Annotated in this window: 20 protein-coding genes and 1 pseudogene; 12 read left to right on the top strand and 9 right to left on the bottom strand. The window is 32.6% G+C overall.

The features are described 5' to 3' along the window. Positions 1-6: 6 nt before the first annotated feature. Entirely contained in the window at positions 7-639 is a 633-nt protein-coding gene (locus tag QLQ96_RS20615; protein WP_482492990.1) for a hypothetical protein, read from the top strand. A gap of 86 nt (positions 640-725) precedes the next feature. Here the strand turns inward: QLQ96_RS20615 and QLQ96_RS20610 are convergent, their stop codons facing one another. Then, the gene (locus QLQ96_RS20610) at positions 726-3,440 is read right to left on the bottom strand and encodes a S8 family serine peptidase (protein ID WP_482492988.1); all 2,715 of its coding nucleotides are present in this window, start codon (positions 3,438-3,440) and stop codon (positions 726-728) included. Positions 3,441-3,963: 523 nt separating this feature from the next. Here QLQ96_RS20610 and QLQ96_RS20605 point away from each other — a divergent pair. The 6 genes from QLQ96_RS20605 to QLQ96_RS20580 all read left to right on the top strand — a co-directional run bounded on the left by QLQ96_RS20605 (position 3,964) and on the right by QLQ96_RS20580 (position 9,210). Next, positions 3,964-4,794: a M57 family metalloprotease gene (locus tag QLQ96_RS20605; protein ID WP_482492987.1), complete on the top strand. Its 831-nt coding sequence runs from the start codon at positions 3,964-3,966 to the stop codon at positions 4,792-4,794. A gap of 454 nt (positions 4,795-5,248) precedes the next feature. Further along, the gene (locus QLQ96_RS20600) at positions 5,249-5,830 is read left to right on the top strand and encodes a porin family protein (protein WP_482492986.1); all 582 of its coding nucleotides are present in this window, start codon (positions 5,249-5,251) and stop codon (positions 5,828-5,830) included. Between the two features lie 183 nt (positions 5,831-6,013). Next, a complete protein-coding gene (locus QLQ96_RS20595) occupies positions 6,014-7,072 on the top strand; it encodes a sensor histidine kinase (protein WP_482492985.1) in 1,059 nt (352 codons plus the stop codon). Next, the gene (locus QLQ96_RS20590) at positions 7,053-7,814 is read left to right on the top strand and encodes a LytR/AlgR family response regulator transcription factor (protein ID WP_482492983.1); all 762 of its coding nucleotides are present in this window, start codon (positions 7,053-7,055) and stop codon (positions 7,812-7,814) included. Before QLQ96_RS20595 ends, QLQ96_RS20590 begins: the two co-directional genes overlap by 20 nt. Positions 7,815-8,053: 239 nt before the next feature. Further along, positions 8,054-8,500, top strand: coding sequence for a DUF2141 domain-containing protein (locus QLQ96_RS20585; protein WP_482492981.1), 447 nt, complete (start codon positions 8,054-8,056; stop codon positions 8,498-8,500). Between the two features lie 35 nt (positions 8,501-8,535). Beyond that, entirely contained in the window at positions 8,536-9,210 is a 675-nt protein-coding gene (locus QLQ96_RS20580) for a DUF4397 domain-containing protein (RefSeq protein ID WP_482492980.1), read from the top strand. A gap of 360 nt (positions 9,211-9,570) precedes the next feature. On the opposite strand, the pseudogene QLQ96_RS20575 reads toward QLQ96_RS20580, so the two are convergent. Beyond that, positions 9,571-10,851, bottom strand: a pseudogene (locus tag QLQ96_RS20575) (MFS transporter). A 307-nt stretch (positions 10,852-11,158) separates the two neighbouring features. Here QLQ96_RS20575 and QLQ96_RS20570 point away from each other — a divergent pair. From QLQ96_RS20570 to QLQ96_RS20560, 3 genes are all read left to right on the top strand, one after another. Beyond that, complete coding sequence (locus tag QLQ96_RS20570; RefSeq protein ID WP_482492978.1) at positions 11,159-11,554, top strand: response regulator; 396 nt, start codon at positions 11,159-11,161, stop codon at positions 11,552-11,554. A gap of 200 nt (positions 11,555-11,754) precedes the next feature. Beyond that, positions 11,755-12,126, top strand: coding sequence for a helix-turn-helix transcriptional regulator (locus QLQ96_RS20565; RefSeq protein WP_482492976.1), 372 nt, complete (start codon positions 11,755-11,757; stop codon positions 12,124-12,126). A gap of 644 nt (positions 12,127-12,770) precedes the next feature. After that, the gene (locus QLQ96_RS20560) at positions 12,771-13,361 is read left to right on the top strand and encodes a Crp/Fnr family transcriptional regulator (protein ID WP_482492974.1); all 591 of its coding nucleotides are present in this window, start codon (positions 12,771-12,773) and stop codon (positions 13,359-13,361) included. 357 nt (positions 13,362-13,718) lie between these two features. Here QLQ96_RS20560 and QLQ96_RS20555 read toward each other — a convergent pair whose 3' ends face one another. The 3 genes from QLQ96_RS20555 to QLQ96_RS20545 form a co-directional block, all read right to left on the bottom strand. After that, entirely contained in the window at positions 13,719-14,486 is a 768-nt protein-coding gene (locus QLQ96_RS20555; protein ID WP_482492972.1) for a hypothetical protein, read from the bottom strand. A gap of 79 nt (positions 14,487-14,565) precedes the next feature. Beyond that, positions 14,566-15,537, bottom strand: coding sequence for a hypothetical protein (locus QLQ96_RS20550; RefSeq protein ID WP_482492970.1), 972 nt, complete (start codon positions 15,535-15,537; stop codon positions 14,566-14,568). Between the two features lie 418 nt (positions 15,538-15,955). Next, positions 15,956-16,144, bottom strand: a complete 189-nt coding sequence (locus tag QLQ96_RS20545) for a hypothetical protein (RefSeq protein ID WP_482492969.1) — start codon at positions 16,142-16,144, stop codon at positions 15,956-15,958. A 533-nt stretch (positions 16,145-16,677) separates the two neighbouring features. Here QLQ96_RS20545 and QLQ96_RS20540 point away from each other — a divergent pair. Then, positions 16,678-17,658 carry a helix-turn-helix domain-containing protein gene (locus QLQ96_RS20540; protein ID WP_482492967.1) on the top strand — a complete coding sequence of 327 codons (981 nt, stop codon included), beginning with the start codon at positions 16,678-16,680 and terminating at the stop codon, positions 17,656-17,658. Positions 17,659-17,748: 90 nt separating this feature from the next. On the opposite strand, the gene QLQ96_RS20535 is transcribed toward QLQ96_RS20540, so the two are convergent. From QLQ96_RS20535 to QLQ96_RS20525, 3 genes are all read right to left on the bottom strand, one after another. Further along, the gene (locus tag QLQ96_RS20535) at positions 17,749-18,108 is read right to left on the bottom strand and encodes a hypothetical protein (RefSeq protein ID WP_482492965.1); all 360 of its coding nucleotides are present in this window, start codon (positions 18,106-18,108) and stop codon (positions 17,749-17,751) included. A 4-nt stretch (positions 18,109-18,112) separates the two neighbouring features. Beyond that, the gene (locus QLQ96_RS20530) at positions 18,113-18,490 is read right to left on the bottom strand and encodes a hypothetical protein (protein WP_482492963.1); all 378 of its coding nucleotides are present in this window, start codon (positions 18,488-18,490) and stop codon (positions 18,113-18,115) included. A gap of 108 nt (positions 18,491-18,598) precedes the next feature. Further along, entirely contained in the window at positions 18,599-18,871 is a 273-nt protein-coding gene (locus tag QLQ96_RS20525) for a hypothetical protein (protein WP_482492962.1), read from the bottom strand. 62 nt (positions 18,872-18,933) lie between these two features. On the opposite strand from QLQ96_RS20525, the gene QLQ96_RS20520 reads away from it, so the two are divergent. Further along, complete coding sequence (locus QLQ96_RS20520) at positions 18,934-19,089, top strand: hypothetical protein (RefSeq protein WP_482492961.1); 156 nt, start codon at positions 18,934-18,936, stop codon at positions 19,087-19,089. Positions 19,090-19,250: 161 nt separating this feature from the next. Here the strand turns inward: QLQ96_RS20520 and QLQ96_RS20515 are convergent, their stop codons facing one another. Next, on the bottom strand, positions 19,251-20,222 hold the full coding sequence (locus QLQ96_RS20515) for an IS1595 family transposase (protein WP_482492960.1): 972 nt from the start codon (positions 20,220-20,222) through the stop codon (positions 19,251-19,253). Positions 20,223-20,471 lie beyond the last annotated feature (249 nt).

Genomic DNA, 20,471 nt, shown 5'->3' with positions numbered 1-20,471 from the left:
TTATCGATGTCAAAATTTCATCTCAACGTAAAAGAATTGTTTCAAGGGGAATTTACTCCTAAAAAGCTTAATATAGCATTTATATTTCAAGTTAATTGTCCTGGCTGTTTTATATATGGTTTTCCCATTATGAATGATCTTTATCGAGCATTTAATGAAAAAGTTGGCTTTATTGGAATAGCCACTGCTTTTGAAGATTTTGAATATAATAATGAAGCAAGCTTAAAACTCTTGTTGTATGATGGTACATTGGTTGGAGAAACTAAAAAATATTACGCTGAAAAACATGGAACTTCTAAGTATTCAGAAATCCCTGATTTTCCAATTACTTTTGATTGTATGACGACCTCTGAGCAGTTTATTGGTTCCAATAAGATCGAATTAATTTGTGAAGCTATTCCAAACTTTACAAATTTTTCTGAGATTGAGAAAGAGATTTTAGTAACAAAAGTAAAATCATACTATTCTCAGATTCCTTTATTAGGAGAAACCTTTACACTTAATCAATTACAAGGAACTCCGTCATTTATTATTTTCGATGAGAATCATAATATCTCGGGTGCATATTTCGGACATCAAAGTGTAGATGTCTTAAAAACTAAATTAGAAGATATGCTGACTATTCTTGCTTCAAGATAATATTATTTGAATTTGCATTTATCGAAATATAAAGACGTTAAAACATAGCGGTTTATTTATCATATTTTCAGAACTCGGCAGACCATTTAAAAAATGGCTATTTTCCCTGTTTGGACTTCGCCTGAAGCTGTGACTATTTTATAGATATAAATTCCAGAGGCAGTATTTTTCAGATTGATGCTATTAGTTGTAGAAACCAAGGGAGTTGCAATTATATTTTGTCCGCCTATGGCGTAGAGATAGAAAGTGGCTTGCTCCTCTTTTTGGGCTTCAATAAATAATTCTTCATTTTTGCCTAATAGCGTAGGGTAGATAAAGAACATTCCGTTGTCTAAATAATTAGTGTCCAGGATTGAAGAACTCACGACTTTATCATTTTCTAAAATTAAATTTATTTTGTATTTATTGCTGCCGTCAGTCGGTTGATCATCTAGAAAAGAGAACGTTTTTGAATTGACATCATTTATTGTGCCGATTACATTCTGAGTGTTATGGACCATTTTTACCAGCTCAATGCTTTTGATATTGTATAAACTGAAAAGGCTGGCATCAATCTTTACTTTATTTTTCTGGTAAACTTCAGCGAAGGCTAGTTCAAAGTAGCAATTTGAGTTTTGGGCATACTGCAATGCTGACTCGCTTTTTATGCCTTCATTATCTTCAAATACTGGAGTAACAGTATAAACCTTTCCATCTGTATAGGCATAATCAGCGGTTGTTATCTGCTTTTTAAATTCAAAGTAATCTCCTGCGAGCTGATAGATATTAAAAGCAACCACACCCTCGGGTTTATCCCAATTAATCTCGGTTGTGCCGTCGCAAACTAAACTCGTACGGATGTTTAGATCATAGGAAACGATAAAGCTGTCAGAGATATAATCGGCACCATCGATTGTCATTTTTAATTTTGCTTTTGAAAATCTTTTTTCAGGAGGAGTATAGATAAATTGTCCAGAATCTAGATTGATGCCATTTGCGATAATTTCCCAAGTCTGCCCATTATTATAACTGATAGCCAATTCTCCAGAGAGACCAGAAAAGGAAGAATTCCATTTAAAAGGCGAAATCGTTTTGCCATCATAGGGGAAATTATCATTTGTAACGGGGTAGTTCCATTGAAATTGATTTTCCAATTCATATTCATAAGCGATGCTATACAGCTGGGAAGTATTAGAAATATACGCAGCGCTAATATTTATGGTACAAGTTCCTGATACAGGGTTTTCAATGGTAACCTGTTCTATATTATTAAGTTTGTCTTTTCCTCTCACTACTTGCTGTTCTGGAGCATTGGGATTTAGGATCCAGGGTAAAAAAGCAGCACTATCAGCTGTAATGGCTTCCAGATCTAAATCGTTCATTAGACTTATATTGCTGTTAATTGTAGCTGGCAGGTCATTCCACACTAGTGTTATTTTTAAATTTTTCGCATTTTCTGGAATTACGATGGTGTGCGTTTCGGTCTGTCCGGATGTTAAGTTACCTGATATGATTCTGTTTTCGCTGATGGTTTTTAGGCATTTGTCCGCATTAATGCTGCCATAGCCATAGGTGAAATCAGGCCCTTTATTACCTAAATCTTTAGCGCTGTTAATCAAAATTGCTTTTGTTGCGGCATTATTCAGGGAGGCATTGTTTATATTTTTATAATGCTGTTTCATAAGGGTTATAATTCCTGTAGTCATTGCTGTGGAATTTGAAGTCCCTTGTGTGCTGAATGCTACGAGCTCTGGTTTTATCCGACCGTCATAAGCTGGACCTTTTGAAGAAAAAGGCATAATCACTTCGTTTTGATCAATACAGCCCAATGCGATGCTATTTTTAGACTGTTTGAAATTTCCAGTAATAGATTTATACCCCTGAAGACCAGTGTTTCCAGAAGAAAAGCAATGAGTCAAATCTGGATTTAAGAACAATTGATTGTCATAAGCATTAGCAAGCGAACCATAAAAATTCTCTATTACTGTACCGTAGGAGTGATTTACAGTTGAAGCTCCTTGTAAAGCCGCTATCTCATCTGGAAAAATATTCAAAAAATCAGAGGATAGAAGCTTTGCTTTCTGGGCGACTCCTTTTCCCAATGCAGAACTATTTCCTAAGCCGGCAACAATAGTGGCCATTGCCGTTGCGTGGTCGGATATAGCAGTAGATTGTAGTGTAGAAGCAATGTGCTTATTGAAAAGATCAATATCATTTACATCAAAAAAATCATCTTTGATTGCCACAGTCTGATCCTCACCATTTAAATTAGGAAAATTTGCATGAGCTTTATTGATAAGATTAGTGCTGAAATTCTGGTCTGCTATTTTAGATTCCGCTTTGGGCAGTAGCGATTCTTGTGAAATGGAAGAGACGCTGTTCAGAGCTGCAACCTGATCCACAATTTTTTTGGAATCACTCTTTATGATTACAAGATGTTTATCGAGTATTTTGATATCAGAGATGTCTAGCAATGTCAAGTCAGCAATTAATACTTGAAGAGAATCAGAGGCAATTATATACGATCTGTCTTCTTTATGGTTTGAAAAATTGGATGGCAGTTTCCATAGATCATTAACAGAAAGAATATTTTGCAGACGTCTGTTATATCTAGCACTTTGACTTTCAATAATACAAAAAGCATTGTCGAGTTTCTTTACAATTTTATAGCCGCTTCGATGTGCATTTTCTAAAGAGGTAAAATAATATTTTTCAAATTTTATTTCATTTTCTTTTTTTATGTATTGTTTCCATTTATCAGAACTCTGGGATAGACTGATACTGGTGATCATAATAATGAAAAAAGTAATTTTAGCCTTCATGTACTGCAGGTGTTAAGGCAGCTGGAAGTGTTAGCACCTCTTAGATCTGATTAGGCAAAAAGCAACTTTACAGATAATAGTTTGTTTTGAAATCCGCTGCATATAATCCAAAGTTATTAAAATATTTGTAAAAATTTTATTATTTTTTATTTCCTGCCGAATCTTATAAATCCATTTAAAATAAAGTTTATTTGACAAGCTGCGGTTATATTTTTGGATCTTACTCAGAATTATACGCCATTTTTTAAACTTCTTTAGCCAAATATAATTTTGAAAAGTTTATCATACTCTTAATGCTTTGATTAACAAAACACTACTGAATATGCGAGTTGGGAAGCAATATCAGATAATTATGACTAAAAAAATGTTTTTAATTAAAATAACAAAAAGTGTTAAATTTGTTAAATATTATTTTTATAAGTATTTTAAGATTAAAATTTATATAAATTTGATAATAAATATTACAATATTTTGTAAAAGAAGCCCTATCTATCAATTTATTTAACAAATTAATGAAATTATTATGAAAAAAATCAAATCAATTCTAATCTTGCCATTAGCAGCTTTAGTGCTATTTTCTTGTAATAAAGACGATCAGGAAACACCATCTGCTCAAGAGTCTCTTAAAGTAACACCAGAGGTTTTAAGCAAGCTAAAATCACTTTCTTTAAACACTTCAGATGTTCAGGTGATCCAGAATACTAATCTAGAGGGTGTAGCTGAGGATGCATTTCTGGTTGAGGGTGATATTATCATCACACAAGAGCAATTAAACAAAATGGATCTTCACGGAGGCATTACTACAGAACAATATCGCACGACTAATTTAGTGTCAGCTCCAAGAACTATTAGAGTAGTTGGTTTATCAGGTACAGGTACTACTGCCCTGACTACCAATATGCGTAATGGACTGCAGGCTGCTATAAACAGATACAATAATTTAGGATTGTCTATAAACTTTACACTGACTTTTAGTTCAAGCACTTCGGGAGCAAACATTGTGGTGCGAAGACAAACTGGATCTGCTGGCGGAGTGGCAGGTTTTCCTTCTGGAGGGAATCCATATAATTCAGTTACATTATATTCTGGATTGGATTCTTATTCAACAAACGTAAATGCACACGTGGCGGCACATGAAATAGGACACTGTATTGGTCTTCGTCATACAGACTGGTTCAGCCGTCAAAGCTGCGGGCAGAATTCAAACGAAGGAACTGCCGGTGTCGGAGCCATTCTTATTCCAGGAACGCCTTCAGGATATGATGCCACCTCTTACATGAGGGCATGTTTCGGGTCAAATGAGACTGGAGCTTTTAACGCTAATGATGTTACAGCTCTAAATTATCTATACTAACACTTAAATAAGGGACTTTTGCAAAATAAGAAAGGCTGTTTCATAGTTTATGAAGCAGCCTTTTTTATTGGTTTACAAAGAAATAAATTAGTTTCATAAAATTTATATGAGGTATTTTTTTAATTCTAACGTATCTAATTTTGCAGTTAAAAAAGCATTTTAAAAAATTATTGGCTCTAAAATCCTGGCGCTTCAAAGCAAAACCTTGAAAGAATTTTATGGTGATCAGGAAATTGTAGTGCTTCAGTTTGTAGATTTACAGCGAACGATAAAAGATTTTTATTCGCAGCAAGACAGAAGCGAGCAGAATCTTTTTTAATATGCAATACCGTTTCCCGCCCAATTTTGTCCGTTTGAGCTAATTTTTTAAGAGTTCTTTTTATCATGACTTTTATGTTTGTGCTATCAAATTAAAAAAGGCATTTTGCCTGATAACATTTAAAAATAGTAAATCATGAAAAATTTATTTTTGCTCTGCATTGTTCTGGTCTCTTCAAGCGCTTTTAGCCAAAGTCTTTTTGATAGACTCCATTTTGGCCTGAAAGCCGGTGCTAATTACAGTGATTTTTACAACGCCAATTTTGATACCGAAGGTTTGCCCGGATTTCATGCCGGCGCAATTGTCACTTTTGATATCAATCAAAAGTGGTCTATACAGGAAGACTTTTTATATTCTACGCAAGGCGCCAAATTAAAAGGCGAATTCTCTGATGGAAAAGATGTTAAACTTTCGTACATCTCTGTACCAATAGTCGTAAAATATAAAACCAATTTTGGATTGTATTTTGAAGCGGGCCCTCAAGTTGGAATTCTGGCTTCGCAGGACTTTAAAGAAATTACTAATAACGATGCTGATTTTGCAGAAAAAATTGATGCCGGTATGGTTGGGGGTATCGGCTATCAATTTTCAAACGGACTTGGTATTGGAGCGCGCTATTATATGGGATTGACTGACATCAGCAAAACAAAATCAACGACTATAAATACTGATTTTCAAAATCATATGTCACAAGTCAGTCTTTTCTACATTTTTTAAATCAGATAAATTTCATCTTAAAAAAAACTGAGAGTCAAATAATACCTCCTGCATTTACAGGCGGTATTATTTGTTGTTGAAAATTACGAAAGCAGTATTACTATTTTTTGTACTTTTCCTAAATTTCGAATGCCTAAAATAAAACGGATTGAGATCTGCAGCAAAAAATATGAAACCATAATCATGAATAATATCGCCAAATCTTTCTCTCCTTTAATTTTGAGGGAGATTTATAAAATGAACGTTTTTTTGACGTTGTTAATCTCGTTAATTGCTTTATTTTTTCTTGTTATTTTTAAAAATTCAGTTGCTCTTATACTTTTTATGACCTTAAAAAGTATGTTTTATATTTTTACCGTAACTTTTTCACTTTCAGCAATATTAGAATTTTGTGCGGTTAAATTCCCTAATGATATTATTAAATTCAGGCTTTGGCGTTACTTGGCAAGCTTTTGCACTTCCATTTTTCTTCAAATGTTATTATGGCCTTTTTTCGCTTACATGGCGCATATATCTTGGAGTGCTTACAGCATAGAGCTAATTATGACATTTTTAATGGAAGCTGTTTTTATCACTATTTTAGTATTGCTATTGCAAGATTTCGCGATTTTAAGATTAGCTAAAACACAAGCCGAAATTGAAAATTCAAGATTACAGCTTCGCACTGCAGAAGCCGAAAATCTGCTTTTGAAGCAGCAGATACATCCGCATTTTTTATTCAATTCTCTCAATACGCTCAAAGCCCTTTATAAAAAAGACCTTAGCCTTGGAGAGCATTATCTGATACAGCTGGCCGGATTTCTCAGAAGTGCCGTAACCCTTAATGACAGCATGGCTACTACATTGCAGGAAGAACTGGATTTTTGCCAAAACTATCTTGAAATGCAGAAAATGCGATTTGGAGAAGCCTTAGAATGGGATGTTAAAATAAATGATGCGGATATGCTTAAATGTACTGTGCCAACTTTCTCGCTTCAGCCTCTGGCAGAAAATGCAATCAAGCATAATAGATTTACCAAACAGCAGCCCTTACGGATAAAAATAGAGCAAACAGGAGAATACATATCAGTATCCAATACGATGAATGTAAGATGTCCCAGTGAAACATCTTTAAAAAGCGGCCTGGCAAATCTGGCTGAACGCTGCCTGATTTGGTCCGGAAATGAAATTATAATCAACAACGATGGCGTAACTTTTTCTGTAAGCTTTAAAATAAATACCGATGAAAATCATAATTATTGAAGATGAATCGCTCGTAGCAGAAGATTTAGCATCAAGCCTGAAAAGCTGCAATGCCGCAATAGAAATCATTGCCCTTCTAGGTTCTGTTAAAGAGGCAATTGCTTATTTTAAAAATAATCCGCAGCCTGATCTTATCTTTAGCGATATTCAGTTAGGAGACGGTTTGAGTTTTGAAATTATTCAAACGGTACCTTTAAATGTTCCAGTCATTTTTTGTACGGCTTTTAATGAATATGCTCTTGATGCTTTTAAAGCCAATGGCATTGAATATATTTTAAAACCATTTAGTGCAGCCGAATTGAAAGTCGCTCTAAGCAAATTTCATAACATGCAGCAAATAATGAGCGGTCAGATTGCTGCACAGTATCAAAAAGCAATGGAAACGATCTCCAATCTTCAGCAGCCGGTCAGCAGCACTATAATGGTAAAATATAGAGATCGCCTTCTTCCTTTTGCCTTAGAAAAAATCGCTTTGTTTTATGTTGAAGCGGAAGCAACAGTTATGCTGGCACACAATGGCAGGAGTTACAGTTTAACAGAAAGTCTTGAGGATCTGGAAAAAAGAACAAACAAAATTTTCTTCAGAATGAACAGGCAGCTTCTCGTAAACCGAAATGCCATAGCCGATGTTACAGATTATTTTCCGCGAAAGCTAAAAATTAACCTTACATTTCCTTTTCATAAAGATGTTTTTGTCAGCAGAGAGAAAAGGTCTAAAGTATTGGCATGGTTAGAAAATTGATTTCTACAAAAACAATTAAGATTACTGCTTAAAGGCTTCAATATTATTTGCGAGAAATTCTGTCATTTATCATATTATGGCTTTTTTTGTGAATATTTTTCCATTTTTAATTCTTTCTAAAAGACTTTTTTTCTACGATACGGTTCACCCGTAAGATTGTCCGTTTGACTTTATTTTTTATGCTTTTTAAGAAACTGCTCTGCTATTTTCGCAGAACAAAATCTTAAAATTCAAATATAATGATTCAAACGAAAATCCCTCTAAAAGGCTGGCTTATAGTCTTGATAATCCTTTTATGCGTTGGTCGTTCTTATGGACAAAATACCACTATTAAAATTTCGGGCATCCGCTCAGAAAAAGGACAAATTATACTAAATGTTTTTAAAAACAGCGAAGATTACGAAAATGAAAAAGTTTCGAAAAAATTAGTCTTTGATAAAAAAACAATTAGTAATGACCTGTTAATCATTAATTGTAACCTCGATCCAGGCACATATGGCATCACACTTATTGATGATGAGAATAAAAATGGAGAACTAAACAAAAACCTTATAGGTATACCAAAAGAAGGTTTTGGTTTTTCTAATTTCTTTATGGAAAAGATGAAAAAACCTGAATTTGATGATTTTAAAATCACTATAAAAAGCACGAGCAATAAAATTACCATTATGGTAAAATACATGTAATCTGATTAAAAAAAGTAAAACCCAAAATTAAAATTATGAAAAAGAAAATCTTTATTCAATTAATGGCCTCAGCGGCACTGATCTTTTTATCTTCTTGTGATAATAATGAAGTAGATCCATTTGGTTCTGCGCGTCTTAAAGTCGTAAATGCGGCTCCCAACTCAGGATCACAAAAATTTGTTATGGCAAACATTCCCTACATTGGTAATTTGAGCTATTTGGAACATTCGGTAAGTTATCATGATGTGGCCGTCGGTAAAAATCTGGTAAGCCAATTTAGAGATGAAAATGATAATGATTTGTATGCCACTGAGGAACTTGATCTTGGCGATGACAGGAGATATACCGTATATCTTACGGGAGAATCGAGAGACGATGCAGAAGTAAGGCTTTATGAAGACAACATTACTGCACCAGCCAGTGGAAAAGCTAAAGTAAAATTCATTCATTTAAGCGGTGGAGCTCCTGCTAATTTAGATTTTCTTGATGCTCAAGGCAATAATCTTGCTTCAAATGTTGCACGCTATAGTCAGAGCAATTACACTGAAATTAATGCTGGTTCGGTAGGGATTCAGGTACGCGGAACTGGTGCATCTGATAATCTGGCAACGCTGCCTGCTACAGATTTTGCAGCTGGAAAAGTCTACACCGTTTTTATTGCTGGATCGTCTTCATCAGGATACAGTATCGAACAAATTTCGCATAATTAAGTCGTATGTAAATTGGAATTTTTAAGAACTTAATTCCAATTTTGACATCTTTTTAAAGTTGTGTCTCAACAAATAACTTAAAATAGAAAGTTAGAAAAGGTATATGTTTAAAAGGCAAGCTTTAATTATGTGGCACTTTTTCCAGACGAGGCAATGTGTCACGATTTTACCATAGAAATTTTGAGCATTTTTATAAAATTTAAAAACTGCCGTAAATTAAAAAAAGCCTGCAAATCTTAAGAGTTGCAGGCTTTACTACATTTTTCTAGGTTTTTGAAAAGATTGAAAAACTTTCGTTTTACTTTTTTTTACCCTTTTAGCGTACGCCTTACTTATAATAGATGGTTTTGCTACTTTTCTTCAATGAGATTGATTCTCTTTAATCTCATTCTCCTCAGTCATATCAATAGTTTTGGGATGCAGGCTCACCAGTTGCAAAACGATGGCAGTAACCACTACAAATAAGAGTAGTACAAAAACGTTTCTCATTCCTCCATTATCGGCTGCTTTTCCTAAAAACTCGGTGATAATAGCTCCGGCTGAAATGCCCACAAAATTCATAATTCCATATCCTGTTGCCCTGTAGCGAGGTGCAACAAACTGGCAAAGAATGGGCATATTATTCGTGTCGTATATTCCAAATCCAAGTCCAAAAAGGATAGCGCCAAAAATAATAGACTCTATACTGCAGCAATATCCAAATAAAAACAATGCCGGAATGGTAAGAAATAATCCAATAGCACTGGTGTAAATTCGTCCTTTAAGATTTTTTATCACCCATCTGTCAGAAATGGCACCTCCAATTAAAACACCAAAAAAAGAAGACATCGAAATAGTTACCGTTGCCATTGGTCCCGCGAGAGACATGTCTAAATGTAAAGTTTCGGTAAATAAGGTGGGTAACCAGTTTTTAGCTGCCCAACCCGGTAAGCTTGGTGCAGCGAAATAAAAGAGCAAAACCCAAAAGGAGATATTGCCAAATAATATTCCCAATCCTTTGAACATTTGTCTGAATTCATAGCTGACAGGTGAATTTTTTGAAGGATTAAAAAAGTATACTTTCTTTTCCCGTAAAAAAAACAGGAGTACTAAACTATAAACTACGCCTAGTAACCCTACGGAGTGAAAGCTGAAATGCCAAGAAAAATGCTTAGAAATAGTAGCTCCAAAACCACCGAGTGCCTGTCCTAAATAAATTCCGGTAGTATGAATTGCAATTGCAAAAGAGCGTGTTTTTTCCTGATGGTAATCTGCAATTAGGGATAAAGCGGCAGGGATATAAAAAGCTTCGCTAAAACCCATAATACCACGCAAAATATAAATTTGATTGAAAGTTGATGCATACCCCATCGCCATAGTCACCCCTGACCAGATAAAAAGACTTCATATAATTATTCTTTTTCGGTTAAATCGATCGGCTATAATTCCCGAAATAGGGCTCATAAGCGCATATATCCAAAGGAAAATAGCCATCAAAAGACCAAAATTTTCAGCTTTAGCTAATTCAGGAATGTCATCCATCATCGCGGATTTCATAGTGGAGAGCATTTGTCGGTCTAAATAATTCAATAAAGCAACAAACCATAGCAAGCCAACAACAATCCATGGATAGGATTTTTTTTCATTCAAATTTGCAATCATTCTCTTTTTTCAAAATAAAGGCCGAATATACGAATTCAAACCCAACAGGAAAGAATTGTTTTTCCATGTTACTTGTTTGTAAAGTAGACCTCCATAAATCAGTTAAGAAGTTGTAGCATTTTTACTTTGTTAAATGATACAAATAGTAGATGTTGTCAGAGATAAATATTCATATGCAAACTACTCTATTGGTAATCTCCGATATGGTCAGTAATTGCACTGAAACTTTTTTCTTTGATTTGAAATTGTATAACAATTGTAAAAAAAGCTATAAATATTAGATGGAGTAAAAACTTAATTTAGCAATATGAAATACAGGAATATTCTACTGGTTGATGATGACGCTGAAGATGCAGAAATCTTTGGTTTGGCAGTAAATGCAGTCAATTCTAAGATTAAACACACGGTTAAAAATCATGCACTTGATGCACTAAAAATGCTGAAGGAAGCAAAGAAATTTCCAGATTTGATTTTTCTTGATTATCATATGCCATATTTGGATGGTTCTGAATTTCTTACACTAATTCGGAACATAAACGGTCTTGAAAAAATTCCCGTTATATTGTACTCAGGTCATTCTGGAGCTCTGGTTAAAGATGCTGCTGCGAAATTCAAAAAAGTACAGTTTTTGAAAAAGCAGAATAGTTTAAAAGATCTTATTGGCTCATTGCAGCCAATACTAGAGCCTGTCATGAGGGAATGAATAAAAAAAGAAAAAGGATTAACATTTGTTATTGCACCAGGAATTTTTACTCCTTTTATTTGCACTGTTTTTAAATTATCTACTATACATTGATCCTTTATCTGCTGTTATATTAAGCCTTATTGCATTGGGGGGCATGAGATTGTTTATTGCAGAGGATTATTGGGTCAATTTGTATAGCGAATTAAATCGCATATTAAATGGCTGTAAGAATTAATGAAAATATTAGAAATATCAGAGAACTTAAAAATTATACCCAACTTCATATGGCCGACATGCTGGGAATTACTCAGGCGGGCTACAGTAAACTCGAAAACGGAAGGGGTAATATCAGTTTTGAAAAATTAGAGGCAATTGCTGTAATCTTTGAAATGGAACTTCAGGCTGTCATCCAATTTGATAAGAATGCCTATTTGTCCAATATTTCAAAGGAACCTTACACGGCATATAATCATTGTGATAAATTTTATCTGAACGGTTTATTTAGCGATAAAATAGTGCTTTTGGAAAAACTTCTCAACAAGACAGATCAGGAACTTAAAACCTACAAGGAAAGATTTGGCATTCTTTAATATTCTATCCGGCATGGATCTGTCCAGTAAATGAGCAACGATTCCATTCGGATGATCTGCATTGAGACATAAGGCATATCAGTTGGCGGAAAAGACGGGATTGATATTTGAAAAATGCATCGGTAGAAGAGAGCATTCGGCCCATCCAATAGTTAGCTCTCAATTAAATACTTGGGACATACAAATTGATCTTACATTTCTTATCAAGAAAAATCCTTGTGGGGCATTCATAACTTTCGATAATACAAAATGCTCCGATTCTCATACAACAGTTTTTTATAATTTTGCATATAATGCATTAAAGTCTTCATAGTACAGACTCACTTTGCCAAAAATAAGCATCTTCAAAATTTAAAAACTTATTTTTTGTATCCATATTTTTGATCATCATGTCCATATTTTTTAAGTTTTTGCAAAGTATTTTAGCAGTTCTTGATCAGGAATGGTAAATCTGGCATAATCAATTATCATAAAAGCCTCTGCGCTAAAGAAACAGGAAAGAAATAAGGTTGCTGTGCAGGGATAAAAAGCAACTTTTTGCCTGATGAGTCACTCATTTTGAAGTGGTAGATTCCCTAGTAATACTGGTTATACTTGTTTTTAAAAATCATTTGTCGTATTGTGTAGGGAATAAAAACAGAAAAATGAAAGAAAATTTTGATTGGGAAAACAATGGTTTTCTGAGGCTTTATGAGTTAATACGCAGTTATATAGAGATTTCCGAATCTGAGCTAGAGTACTGCATAAGTATGCTGGAAATGAAAACCTTTAAGAAAAAAGAGATCCTCTTTCAGGAACACAGCATTTGTTCTAATATTTATTTTGTGGTAAGTGGACTGTTGCGGATCTATTTTATTGACGACAAGGATCAGGAAAAGACATTTCACTTTTGTTTGGAAAACACTTTTGGAACTGACTATGAGAGCTTTTTAAAAGGTATTCCCGCGAGTTTCTCCATTCAGGCCATGGAGGATACCCAAGTTCTGATCATATCGCATGAAATGCTTGAGAATATATATCTTCATTTAAAAAATGGTCAAAAATTAGGCAGACTGATTACCGAGGATTATTTCTTTATTGTCAATGATAAGATAAAGGCTATGTATGTGAATTCTCCTCTGGTGCGTTACAAGGACATGAATAAAAGGTTTCCAAATATACTCCAGCGTGTTCCTCAGCATTGCATTGCATCCTACCTCAATATCTCTCCAGTCCACTTAAGCAGATTAAAGTAGGGACGTCTTGAGAAATAAATCAACTTTTAGCTTTATTTTTAAAGTAGTCTGTCTTACCTTGACCCCATAAGGATTTCAAAATAGTTAAGTATTTGTAGATGATTTGATCTGCCGTTTTCAGAGGTTTGTACCTTGGATTTGTTAACTAATCTAATTTCCGATGCAATCTTCCAATTTTGATTTAGAGTTTCCATAATTTCTAAACTTTAAGTAAATTATGGGAACGTTCAAAAGTAATCTCTTAGCAACCGCAAAAAGCAGTAGTAGCTGTTAGCTGAGGTTTTTTTGCTCGCCAACATATTTTTATAAGACTTAATTACGTTTTAATTTAAAAGAAGTTTTTTTTTAAAATATAAACTATTTTTTGACTAATTGAAAAGAGTTATAATTAAAATCCACTACGTTGTAAACTCCATTTATTTCGGGTAAATTAGTATGCAAGGATATTGTTTTATGTTCTTGTTTCCATTTGCCTTGTGTATAAATGGTATCATATTTTGTTTTTTCATTTGTGATAGTATCTCCATAAATTAATACTCTTTTAACTTTTAAAGTGTTGGCTGTTAAATCCAATTCGATATGCCTTTCAAAAACATTCTTAGGAAGATTATCTATTCCTAAAAAATAGTATCCTCTTGAATATGTGTCGCATTTATTTGAAATAAAATCTATTTGTCCTTCATCGTATTCTTGATCTTTTTTAGTTAAAAAGATAGTGTCTAAATTTTTGGTTATTCCTGCAAGCCACACGTCTTTTAATTTTATTACTGAAAAATTAGTAGCAATTTTTCTTAAACGAATAGTATCCATATCCCAAAAGCTTCCTGCTGAGACACCTCCCCGTCCGCTTCGTCCGCTTAACAGTTTTTTTTCATAACCGCTCTTTATAATTTCTTCACTTATAAAAATAGGTGTTCTCCCAAAGAGACTAACAAATCCCGTATGTGTTATTTCTGATAATTCAAATCGTCCATTTTTATCCGTAAATGTTTCTCCAACCTTACAACTATCTATGGGAACTTCGAACTCATCAACGATTATCCCTGTTAATTTGGGTCTCACAACTTTAGTAGTACAAGAAAAAATCAATACAGAAATAATTAGTAATAAAAGTATTTTTTTCATTTTTGAAATTTATTTTATATAAATTGATTTTTAGTAAACTATCAGCTAATGGCTGTTGCCTTTTAGTACTTATATTCGGTTAGTTTTCTTCATTTTTTATAAAATATTTCGATGTAAATACGTTATCTGCCACTTGTTCAGTGTATTTCTTTACCCAATCTTTATAATAGTATTCGGCGTAAAGAATATCATTTTTTAGTTTGAATTTAGCAAATGGTTTGCCTATTGTTGGAAAATCTTTTAAGTTAAATGTGTTGCTTGTTCCGTTGTCAAAAGAACAATCCATATTGTTTGACCATATCATTTCAAACTCATTTTCACTAATTTTCTTTATAGGATAGAAATACATGCATTGTCCGTGGTATTCAAATGCTAAACCTTCTTGACTAATATGTAAAGTAACTATTGTATTTTTCCACTTTCTATAAATTAGAGTTTTTTCTGTTTTGGTTTCTTCACGATTTATGAATTTTATTTCAATAATTTTCCAAATAGCGCCCTCCTTTTCTAAAGTTATTTTTGATAGCGGTTCGTCTTTTTCACCATAATTTTCATAAATATCTAAAGTTGCAAGATTATGATCAATTTTTTTTATATTTTTTACTGAAAAACTGCTTGGCGGCTCTTGACTTTTTATCCAATACATATAATAGAAGTCACCACAATATTGATCGTAGTCGTAAGCTTCAGCCTTTTCGTAATCCGAATAATCAATTGTAGAAATAAATTCTGAACAGCTTAATAATCTTTGTTTTTCTTTATTAATAAATTTTTCAGAAATAGTTCCTAATTCTCTTAATAATTTAAAATAACCTATTGTATCAATTAAGCATTTTTCATTTTTATCTTTGACGACTCCACAATCTGGAAAGTCATTTTTGAAATACCATTCATAAAAAGATTTTCCATTTTGTTCAATGTTTTTTATTTCATCAATAGGTTTTTCTTCGGTTTTTGGTTGTGTTATTTTTACATTATTTTTATCTTCTTTCTTTAAGTTACAGCTTATAAATAAAATGGTTACAATTAAATATAATGTTTGTTTTTTCATTTTGTTTAGTGGTTTTGGATGCATTGCATGAAACGGTAATACAGCGGGTTTGGAACTCAATTAAGCCAATTATCCAATCTGTTGTGCCTTGGTTTTTTTCGTTCGTTAGCTTGTTGTAAAATAGTCAATTAATAATTTGTTTCCCTTTCTCCATCGAATCCAACCTGATTTTATGTTACACAGTGGGTTTGATAATGAATTGCACCCTGTTTTCGGATTCTGCAGATCAAAACCATCTTATCATTAAGTTTAATTCCTTAAATCCGTTGTAGTAGTTTTTGGTGGTAGTATTTATCTTTAAGAAATTCAGTTTCACTTCTGGATTTTAACCTTTTTACTAACGAAAATATTGCTATTCCCTAAAGAATTATATATCCGATAGTGATTTTTAAGCTTCCAAGATTTGCAATTGCGAGCACTAGTATGGAATAGTAAACGAATCTTTTAAAAAAGTATAATCGCTGGATTCTAAATTTAAACGATTTAAATCATTTTCTCTTGGATTTCCCTTATAGATTACTTTATTTGATTTAGATTCTTTTAATTTCCAAATTTTATGCATTGCTATATCTTCTTTTTTAGGTTTCTGCGATAGTATTACTGCCATTAATATATACTTTCAAAAAGTCAGTTTTTTTTTATAATCAAATATATAATAATAAGTGGCAATTTTGATTTAGAGCTTCCATAATTTCTATATTTTATATTAATTATTAAACATTCGTTGAGAATCTCTTGGAAAGTGCAAAAGCAACGCAATAAAGCAGGATTTTATAAAAAATCTAAGTTTGGTTTATGCTTAATATATTTTGATTTTTGATCATTAGTATGAATAGAATATTGCAAAAAATAGAACGGCATGCTAAAAGCTTTGCAGTATTACTTTTTAAATTATGAAGCAAAAGTTCTACAAAAATCAGAGAGAATTAAGTGTCAAAAATGAGGTTGAAAACTTATAAGCCAAATAAATCAAAAGGGTAGAATATTTTTAATATCAAATCCAAACATTTGATTTTCAGTAATGTGAATATTTGTTATATTTGAGAGTTAATAGATATCTGTATATATTAAATTGTCAAATTTGATGGTTTATTATTATGAATTTAGAGTTTTTCCATATTCATTTAAAAAATTAAATAGATGATTACAGTTGAGCATTCTTTTGGGGCTGATCTAGATTGGGTTGAATCTTATGCAGAACAATTAGGAGGAAAAATTGAAGGAAATTTTATTGTAATGCCTGAAGAAATTAATGTAGGTGTTAGGTATTTTGTAGATTGCGGACATGATGTGGTGCTTTTATATATCAATGCCGAATATAAAACCGATGTGCAATTTATTCAAAGGAATGCCAAAAAGGATTTTATAGGTTTTTACTATGATCTAACTGAAGGTGAAGCTCGAAAAGCAAATGGAAATTTCTTTTATGATGTGGGACGTTTGGGATATAATTTATCCATTATAGACAGTGCTTTAGAAACCAGTTATACAATAAGAGCTGGTAGCAAAACAACAGCACTTTGCGTATTTCTCAAAAAAAGTAAAGTAAAATATTTTGCGAGTAAAAATCCTGAATTTTTATCTAATATTGATAAGATAATGGATGTCGAACAAAACACATTCGTTAAATTTGATAGAATTTCTACCGCCAGTAGTATTGTTTTAAAAGATTTGCAGAAAATTCCAGTTTCAGGAAGCGCATTTAAGCTGGCATTAATTTCTGCAAGCCATTTATTAGTTTCAGATTATCTAATCCAAATGTTAAACGATAATATTGTTATCAAAAAGGTAGATCAAAAAGACTTTTTAACGATAATTGCTATTCAGCATTATTTGATAGACAATGTGTATGGCGTTTTCCCATCGATAAAATATATTGCTGAAAAAAGCCATATGTCTGAATCTAAATTTAAAAAGATATTTGCAAAAGTTAGCGGAACTACCCCAAACAACTTTTTTATGTATCATAAGCTTATAAAAGCCAAAGAACTTTTGACTGAAGAAAAACGCACTATTTCAGAAGTTGCGGAAGAACTCAATTTTAATGATTATTCTTATTTTATTTTCAGATTTAAAAAGCATTTTGGCGTTTCTCCATTAACATTTATAAAAAGAACTTAAACTCATTTTAATTTAGGTAAGTATACCCTTTTTACACCAGAATTTTTGAGATTCTAGTTTTTTGCGTGCGGTTATTAAATAAAAAAGCCTCTATTTAGTTAGAGGCTTTAATTTTTTCTCATTATTAATTTCCCATCTTGGGATAAAATTCTCTTGTTTAATATCCGTAAACCATTTAAAAGGGCTTTCTGCATTTGATGACGTGTCTTTTTGATAAGCACCTCCAAATCCTTGTATATCAACCCTAAGAACAGTAATAAAAATATCCCCATAGGCATCATTTGTTGCAGAGATTATATCATGAACATTTATATGGTCTGGGGTTAAAATAATCCAATTTAAAGGTGTCCTTCTCCAAAACTCAAAGTTATTTTTTTCGATGTATTCCGCAAATTTTATATCGCTGTCTTTATAAGGGATATCGGTTAACATTATTACAAATGTTTTCATTTTTCTATTCTTGTCCGTTATTAATTTCTCTCATGGACTCTTCTACTACTACATAATCCATTACTGGTGGTATGATATTAGAATTTGTTCTGCTGTCTCCTGTTATTGCTATTTTTTCAATTGCACTTTTTTCTAAATTGTACTTTTCTGACCTCAATAAGTCTGGATTTTTAAATAAACAATAGCAGTAGCTGATGACAAATACAAACACTAGCATGATTGCAAGACCACCTACTATGTTTGCAAACACAAAACTTTTAACCATATACAATCCTGCTGAGCCAGCAAGTAATACAATTACCATTCCGCTTAAAGGTTTTACAACATTTGATCTATATCCTTGGGAAGTAGCGTTTTCTGCTATTTCTGACCATTTCAACATATGTAGTAGATTATGAATTAAATTGTAAAAATACATTTTTTCATAATAATTTACTTAAAATATTTTCCTATTATAAAAGAAAAAGCCTCTTTGTTTAGAGGCTCTAATTTATTTCTTAAAATATCTAGCTTTTAGAAGTGCTTTATTAAAGTCTGACAGTTCTTCTTTTTTGCGCCCTTTTTCAATATCTTCAAAAATAGCTGTTTTTACTGTCTTTCTTTTTCCGTCAATTAAAAGCGGAAGTTCTAAATATTCAACCTCTGATAAATCTTCTTGTAAATACTCTGCCATATCTTCAAGACTGAAATACCATTGTTGTTCAAATTCTGTCTTGTGTATGCTTTCGTCCTGCAAAAGCTTTTCTTTTTCTAGTATTTTCAAATCATTGTGTTTAAAGTTCAAAATTAGTGAATAAATTTTATCTTTGGAAAAAACTCTTATTTATGGAAGATAAACTAATTGAGATTATTACTGCCCAATCCGAAATTATTGAAATTTTATCTCGAGAATACATTGATACCCAACGAAGCCCTTACGAAAAACAAGAAATGAGGGATTTATTAAGACTGTTAAAAGACTTGCAAAAAGACCTTATATAGTAGCTCCCCTTTGAATATGTTATAAGCGCAAGTTGGGTACTCTTCATCGTTAAAAGAATCTAGTTTTTCCATAAGCTGTTTTGCTTTTTCACTCTTATCTTCTTTTAAAAAGTTATAGAAGTCATTGTAATCTCGATGCTGTTTCAGTTCTTCTACCATAATTAAGCTGTCAGTTGTTTGTATTTTGTTCTTATCTGTGAATTTGCAATAATGTAATTGAATCTTTCTGAGTTGCTCTGTTCTCTCAGATTGAATCTGTACACGTGTTCATTAACGTAATTTTGAATGTGTTTTCTTGACCACCAATTATAAATTCCATTGTAGCTTCTTTTCATTATTCCCCAAAATCCCTCAATTGAGTTGCTGTGTATCTCAGGGTTGTCGAAATCTACATACTGTTTTTTAGCGTGGTCTACAATGTGATGGTCATAATGATTTTCCAATCCTCTGTATCCGTGCCATTCATCTGAGATTAAAACCGTATCTTTTTCTACAAATGATTTTATAAACGGCTGTATTGATTCTCTTTTTGTGTTTGGCGCAACAATGCACTTTACTTTGCTTGGAGAAATCATAACTTTTTTACCGTCAACTATTTCAGATTCTCCTCTTTGCAATACTCCAATTACAGGCGTTTTATCTTTAAAGCTTCTTCCTTGTGACTGTTCGACTTTCTTATCTTTATGACGGTTTTTATTTTTTCCGCCAAAAAATGATTCGTCAGCTTCGCATATTCCGTCAAATTTATCGTCAATGTCGTTTTCGATTCCAAAACATTTTCGGATTCTCATAAGCATAAACCAGGCTGATTTTTGGCTAATCTGCAAATCTTTTCCAAGCTGTACGGAACTGATTCCTTTTTTATGGTTTGTAACCAAATAAATCGCCATAAACCATTTTGGAAGTTCAATCTTAGTGTTGTCAAACATAGAGCCTGTCTTAACTGTAAAGTATTTACCGCTTGTTTTGCATTTGTATTTATTGCCTTTGCATTTATAAACTACACTATCCTCATGAAAAGGACTTACAGGTTTGTTTTCCCAATAAAGAGCTTCTAAATGCTCAATACATTTCTGTTCAGTAGAAAACTCTCTTGCTACTTCCAGTATCGAATTGAAATCCTTATTAAACATAGGTCTTAATTTTTTCTTACCCAAATATACTACCTTTTTTACACTTAAACAATAAATTAGTGTAATAAAGTGCTAGTTTTAACATTCGGATAATTTTTAAAGACCTGAATACAAAGATAGTTAGGATATTTTTGTACTCCAATTCTTTGAAATCTGCTGTAATTTGCTACTTTTACAGGATTGAAAATATAAGCGTTAGCTGTTATCATGGTATCGAAATCTGGACAATTTCAACTGCACCACACGATA

Source organism: Flavobacterium sp. B167r, assembly GCF_056824315.1.
This window is presented reverse-complemented; position numbering and strand designations above follow the sequence as displayed.

What these genes read in the sequence shown, in the direction of transcription:
- QLQ96_RS20585 (WP_482492981.1), top strand. Translation starts at nt 8,054, where the DNA reads ATGATTCAAACGAAAATCCCTCTAAAAGGCTGGCTTATAGTCTTGATA.
- QLQ96_RS20545 (WP_482492969.1), bottom strand. Translation starts at nt 16,144, where the DNA reads ATGGCAGTAATACTATCGCAGAAACCTAAAAAAGAAGATATAGCAATG.
- QLQ96_RS20605 (WP_482492987.1), top strand. Translation starts at nt 3,964, where the DNA reads ATGAAAAAAATCAAATCAATTCTAATCTTGCCATTAGCAGCTTTAGTG.
- QLQ96_RS20565 (WP_482492976.1), top strand. Translation starts at nt 11,755, where the DNA reads ATGGCTGTAAGAATTAATGAAAATATTAGAAATATCAGAGAACTTAAA.
- QLQ96_RS20610 (WP_482492988.1), bottom strand. Translation starts at nt 3,440, where the DNA reads ATGAAGGCTAAAATTACTTTTTTCATTATTATGATCACCAGTATCAGT.
- QLQ96_RS20560 (WP_482492974.1), top strand. Translation starts at nt 12,771, where the DNA reads ATGAAAGAAAATTTTGATTGGGAAAACAATGGTTTTCTGAGGCTTTAT.
- QLQ96_RS20530 (WP_482492963.1), bottom strand. Translation starts at nt 18,490, where the DNA reads ATGTTGAAATGGTCAGAAATAGCAGAAAACGCTACTTCCCAAGGATAT.
- QLQ96_RS20570 (WP_482492978.1), top strand. Translation starts at nt 11,159, where the DNA reads ATGAAATACAGGAATATTCTACTGGTTGATGATGACGCTGAAGATGCA.
- QLQ96_RS20600 (WP_482492986.1), top strand. Translation starts at nt 5,249, where the DNA reads ATGAAAAATTTATTTTTGCTCTGCATTGTTCTGGTCTCTTCAAGCGCT.
- QLQ96_RS20550 (WP_482492970.1), bottom strand. Translation starts at nt 15,537, where the DNA reads ATGAAAAAACAAACATTATATTTAATTGTAACCATTTTATTTATAAGC.
- QLQ96_RS20515 (WP_482492960.1), bottom strand. Translation starts at nt 20,222, where the DNA reads ATGTTTAATAAGGATTTCAATTCGATACTGGAAGTAGCAAGAGAGTTT.
- QLQ96_RS20580 (WP_482492980.1), top strand. Translation starts at nt 8,536, where the DNA reads ATGAAAAAGAAAATCTTTATTCAATTAATGGCCTCAGCGGCACTGATC.
- QLQ96_RS20535 (WP_482492965.1), bottom strand. Translation starts at nt 18,108, where the DNA reads ATGAAAACATTTGTAATAATGTTAACCGATATCCCTTATAAAGACAGC.
- QLQ96_RS20615 (WP_482492990.1), top strand. Translation starts at nt 7, where the DNA reads ATGTCAAAATTTCATCTCAACGTAAAAGAATTGTTTCAAGGGGAATTT.
- QLQ96_RS20595 (WP_482492985.1), top strand. Translation starts at nt 6,014, where the DNA reads ATGAATAATATCGCCAAATCTTTCTCTCCTTTAATTTTGAGGGAGATT.
- QLQ96_RS20520 (WP_482492961.1), top strand. Translation starts at nt 18,934, where the DNA reads ATGGAAGATAAACTAATTGAGATTATTACTGCCCAATCCGAAATTATT.
- QLQ96_RS20555 (WP_482492972.1), bottom strand. Translation starts at nt 14,486, where the DNA reads ATGAAAAAAATACTTTTATTACTAATTATTTCTGTATTGATTTTTTCT.
- QLQ96_RS20540 (WP_482492967.1), top strand. Translation starts at nt 16,678, where the DNA reads ATGATTACAGTTGAGCATTCTTTTGGGGCTGATCTAGATTGGGTTGAA.
- QLQ96_RS20590 (WP_482492983.1), top strand. Translation starts at nt 7,053, where the DNA reads ATGAAAATCATAATTATTGAAGATGAATCGCTCGTAGCAGAAGATTTA.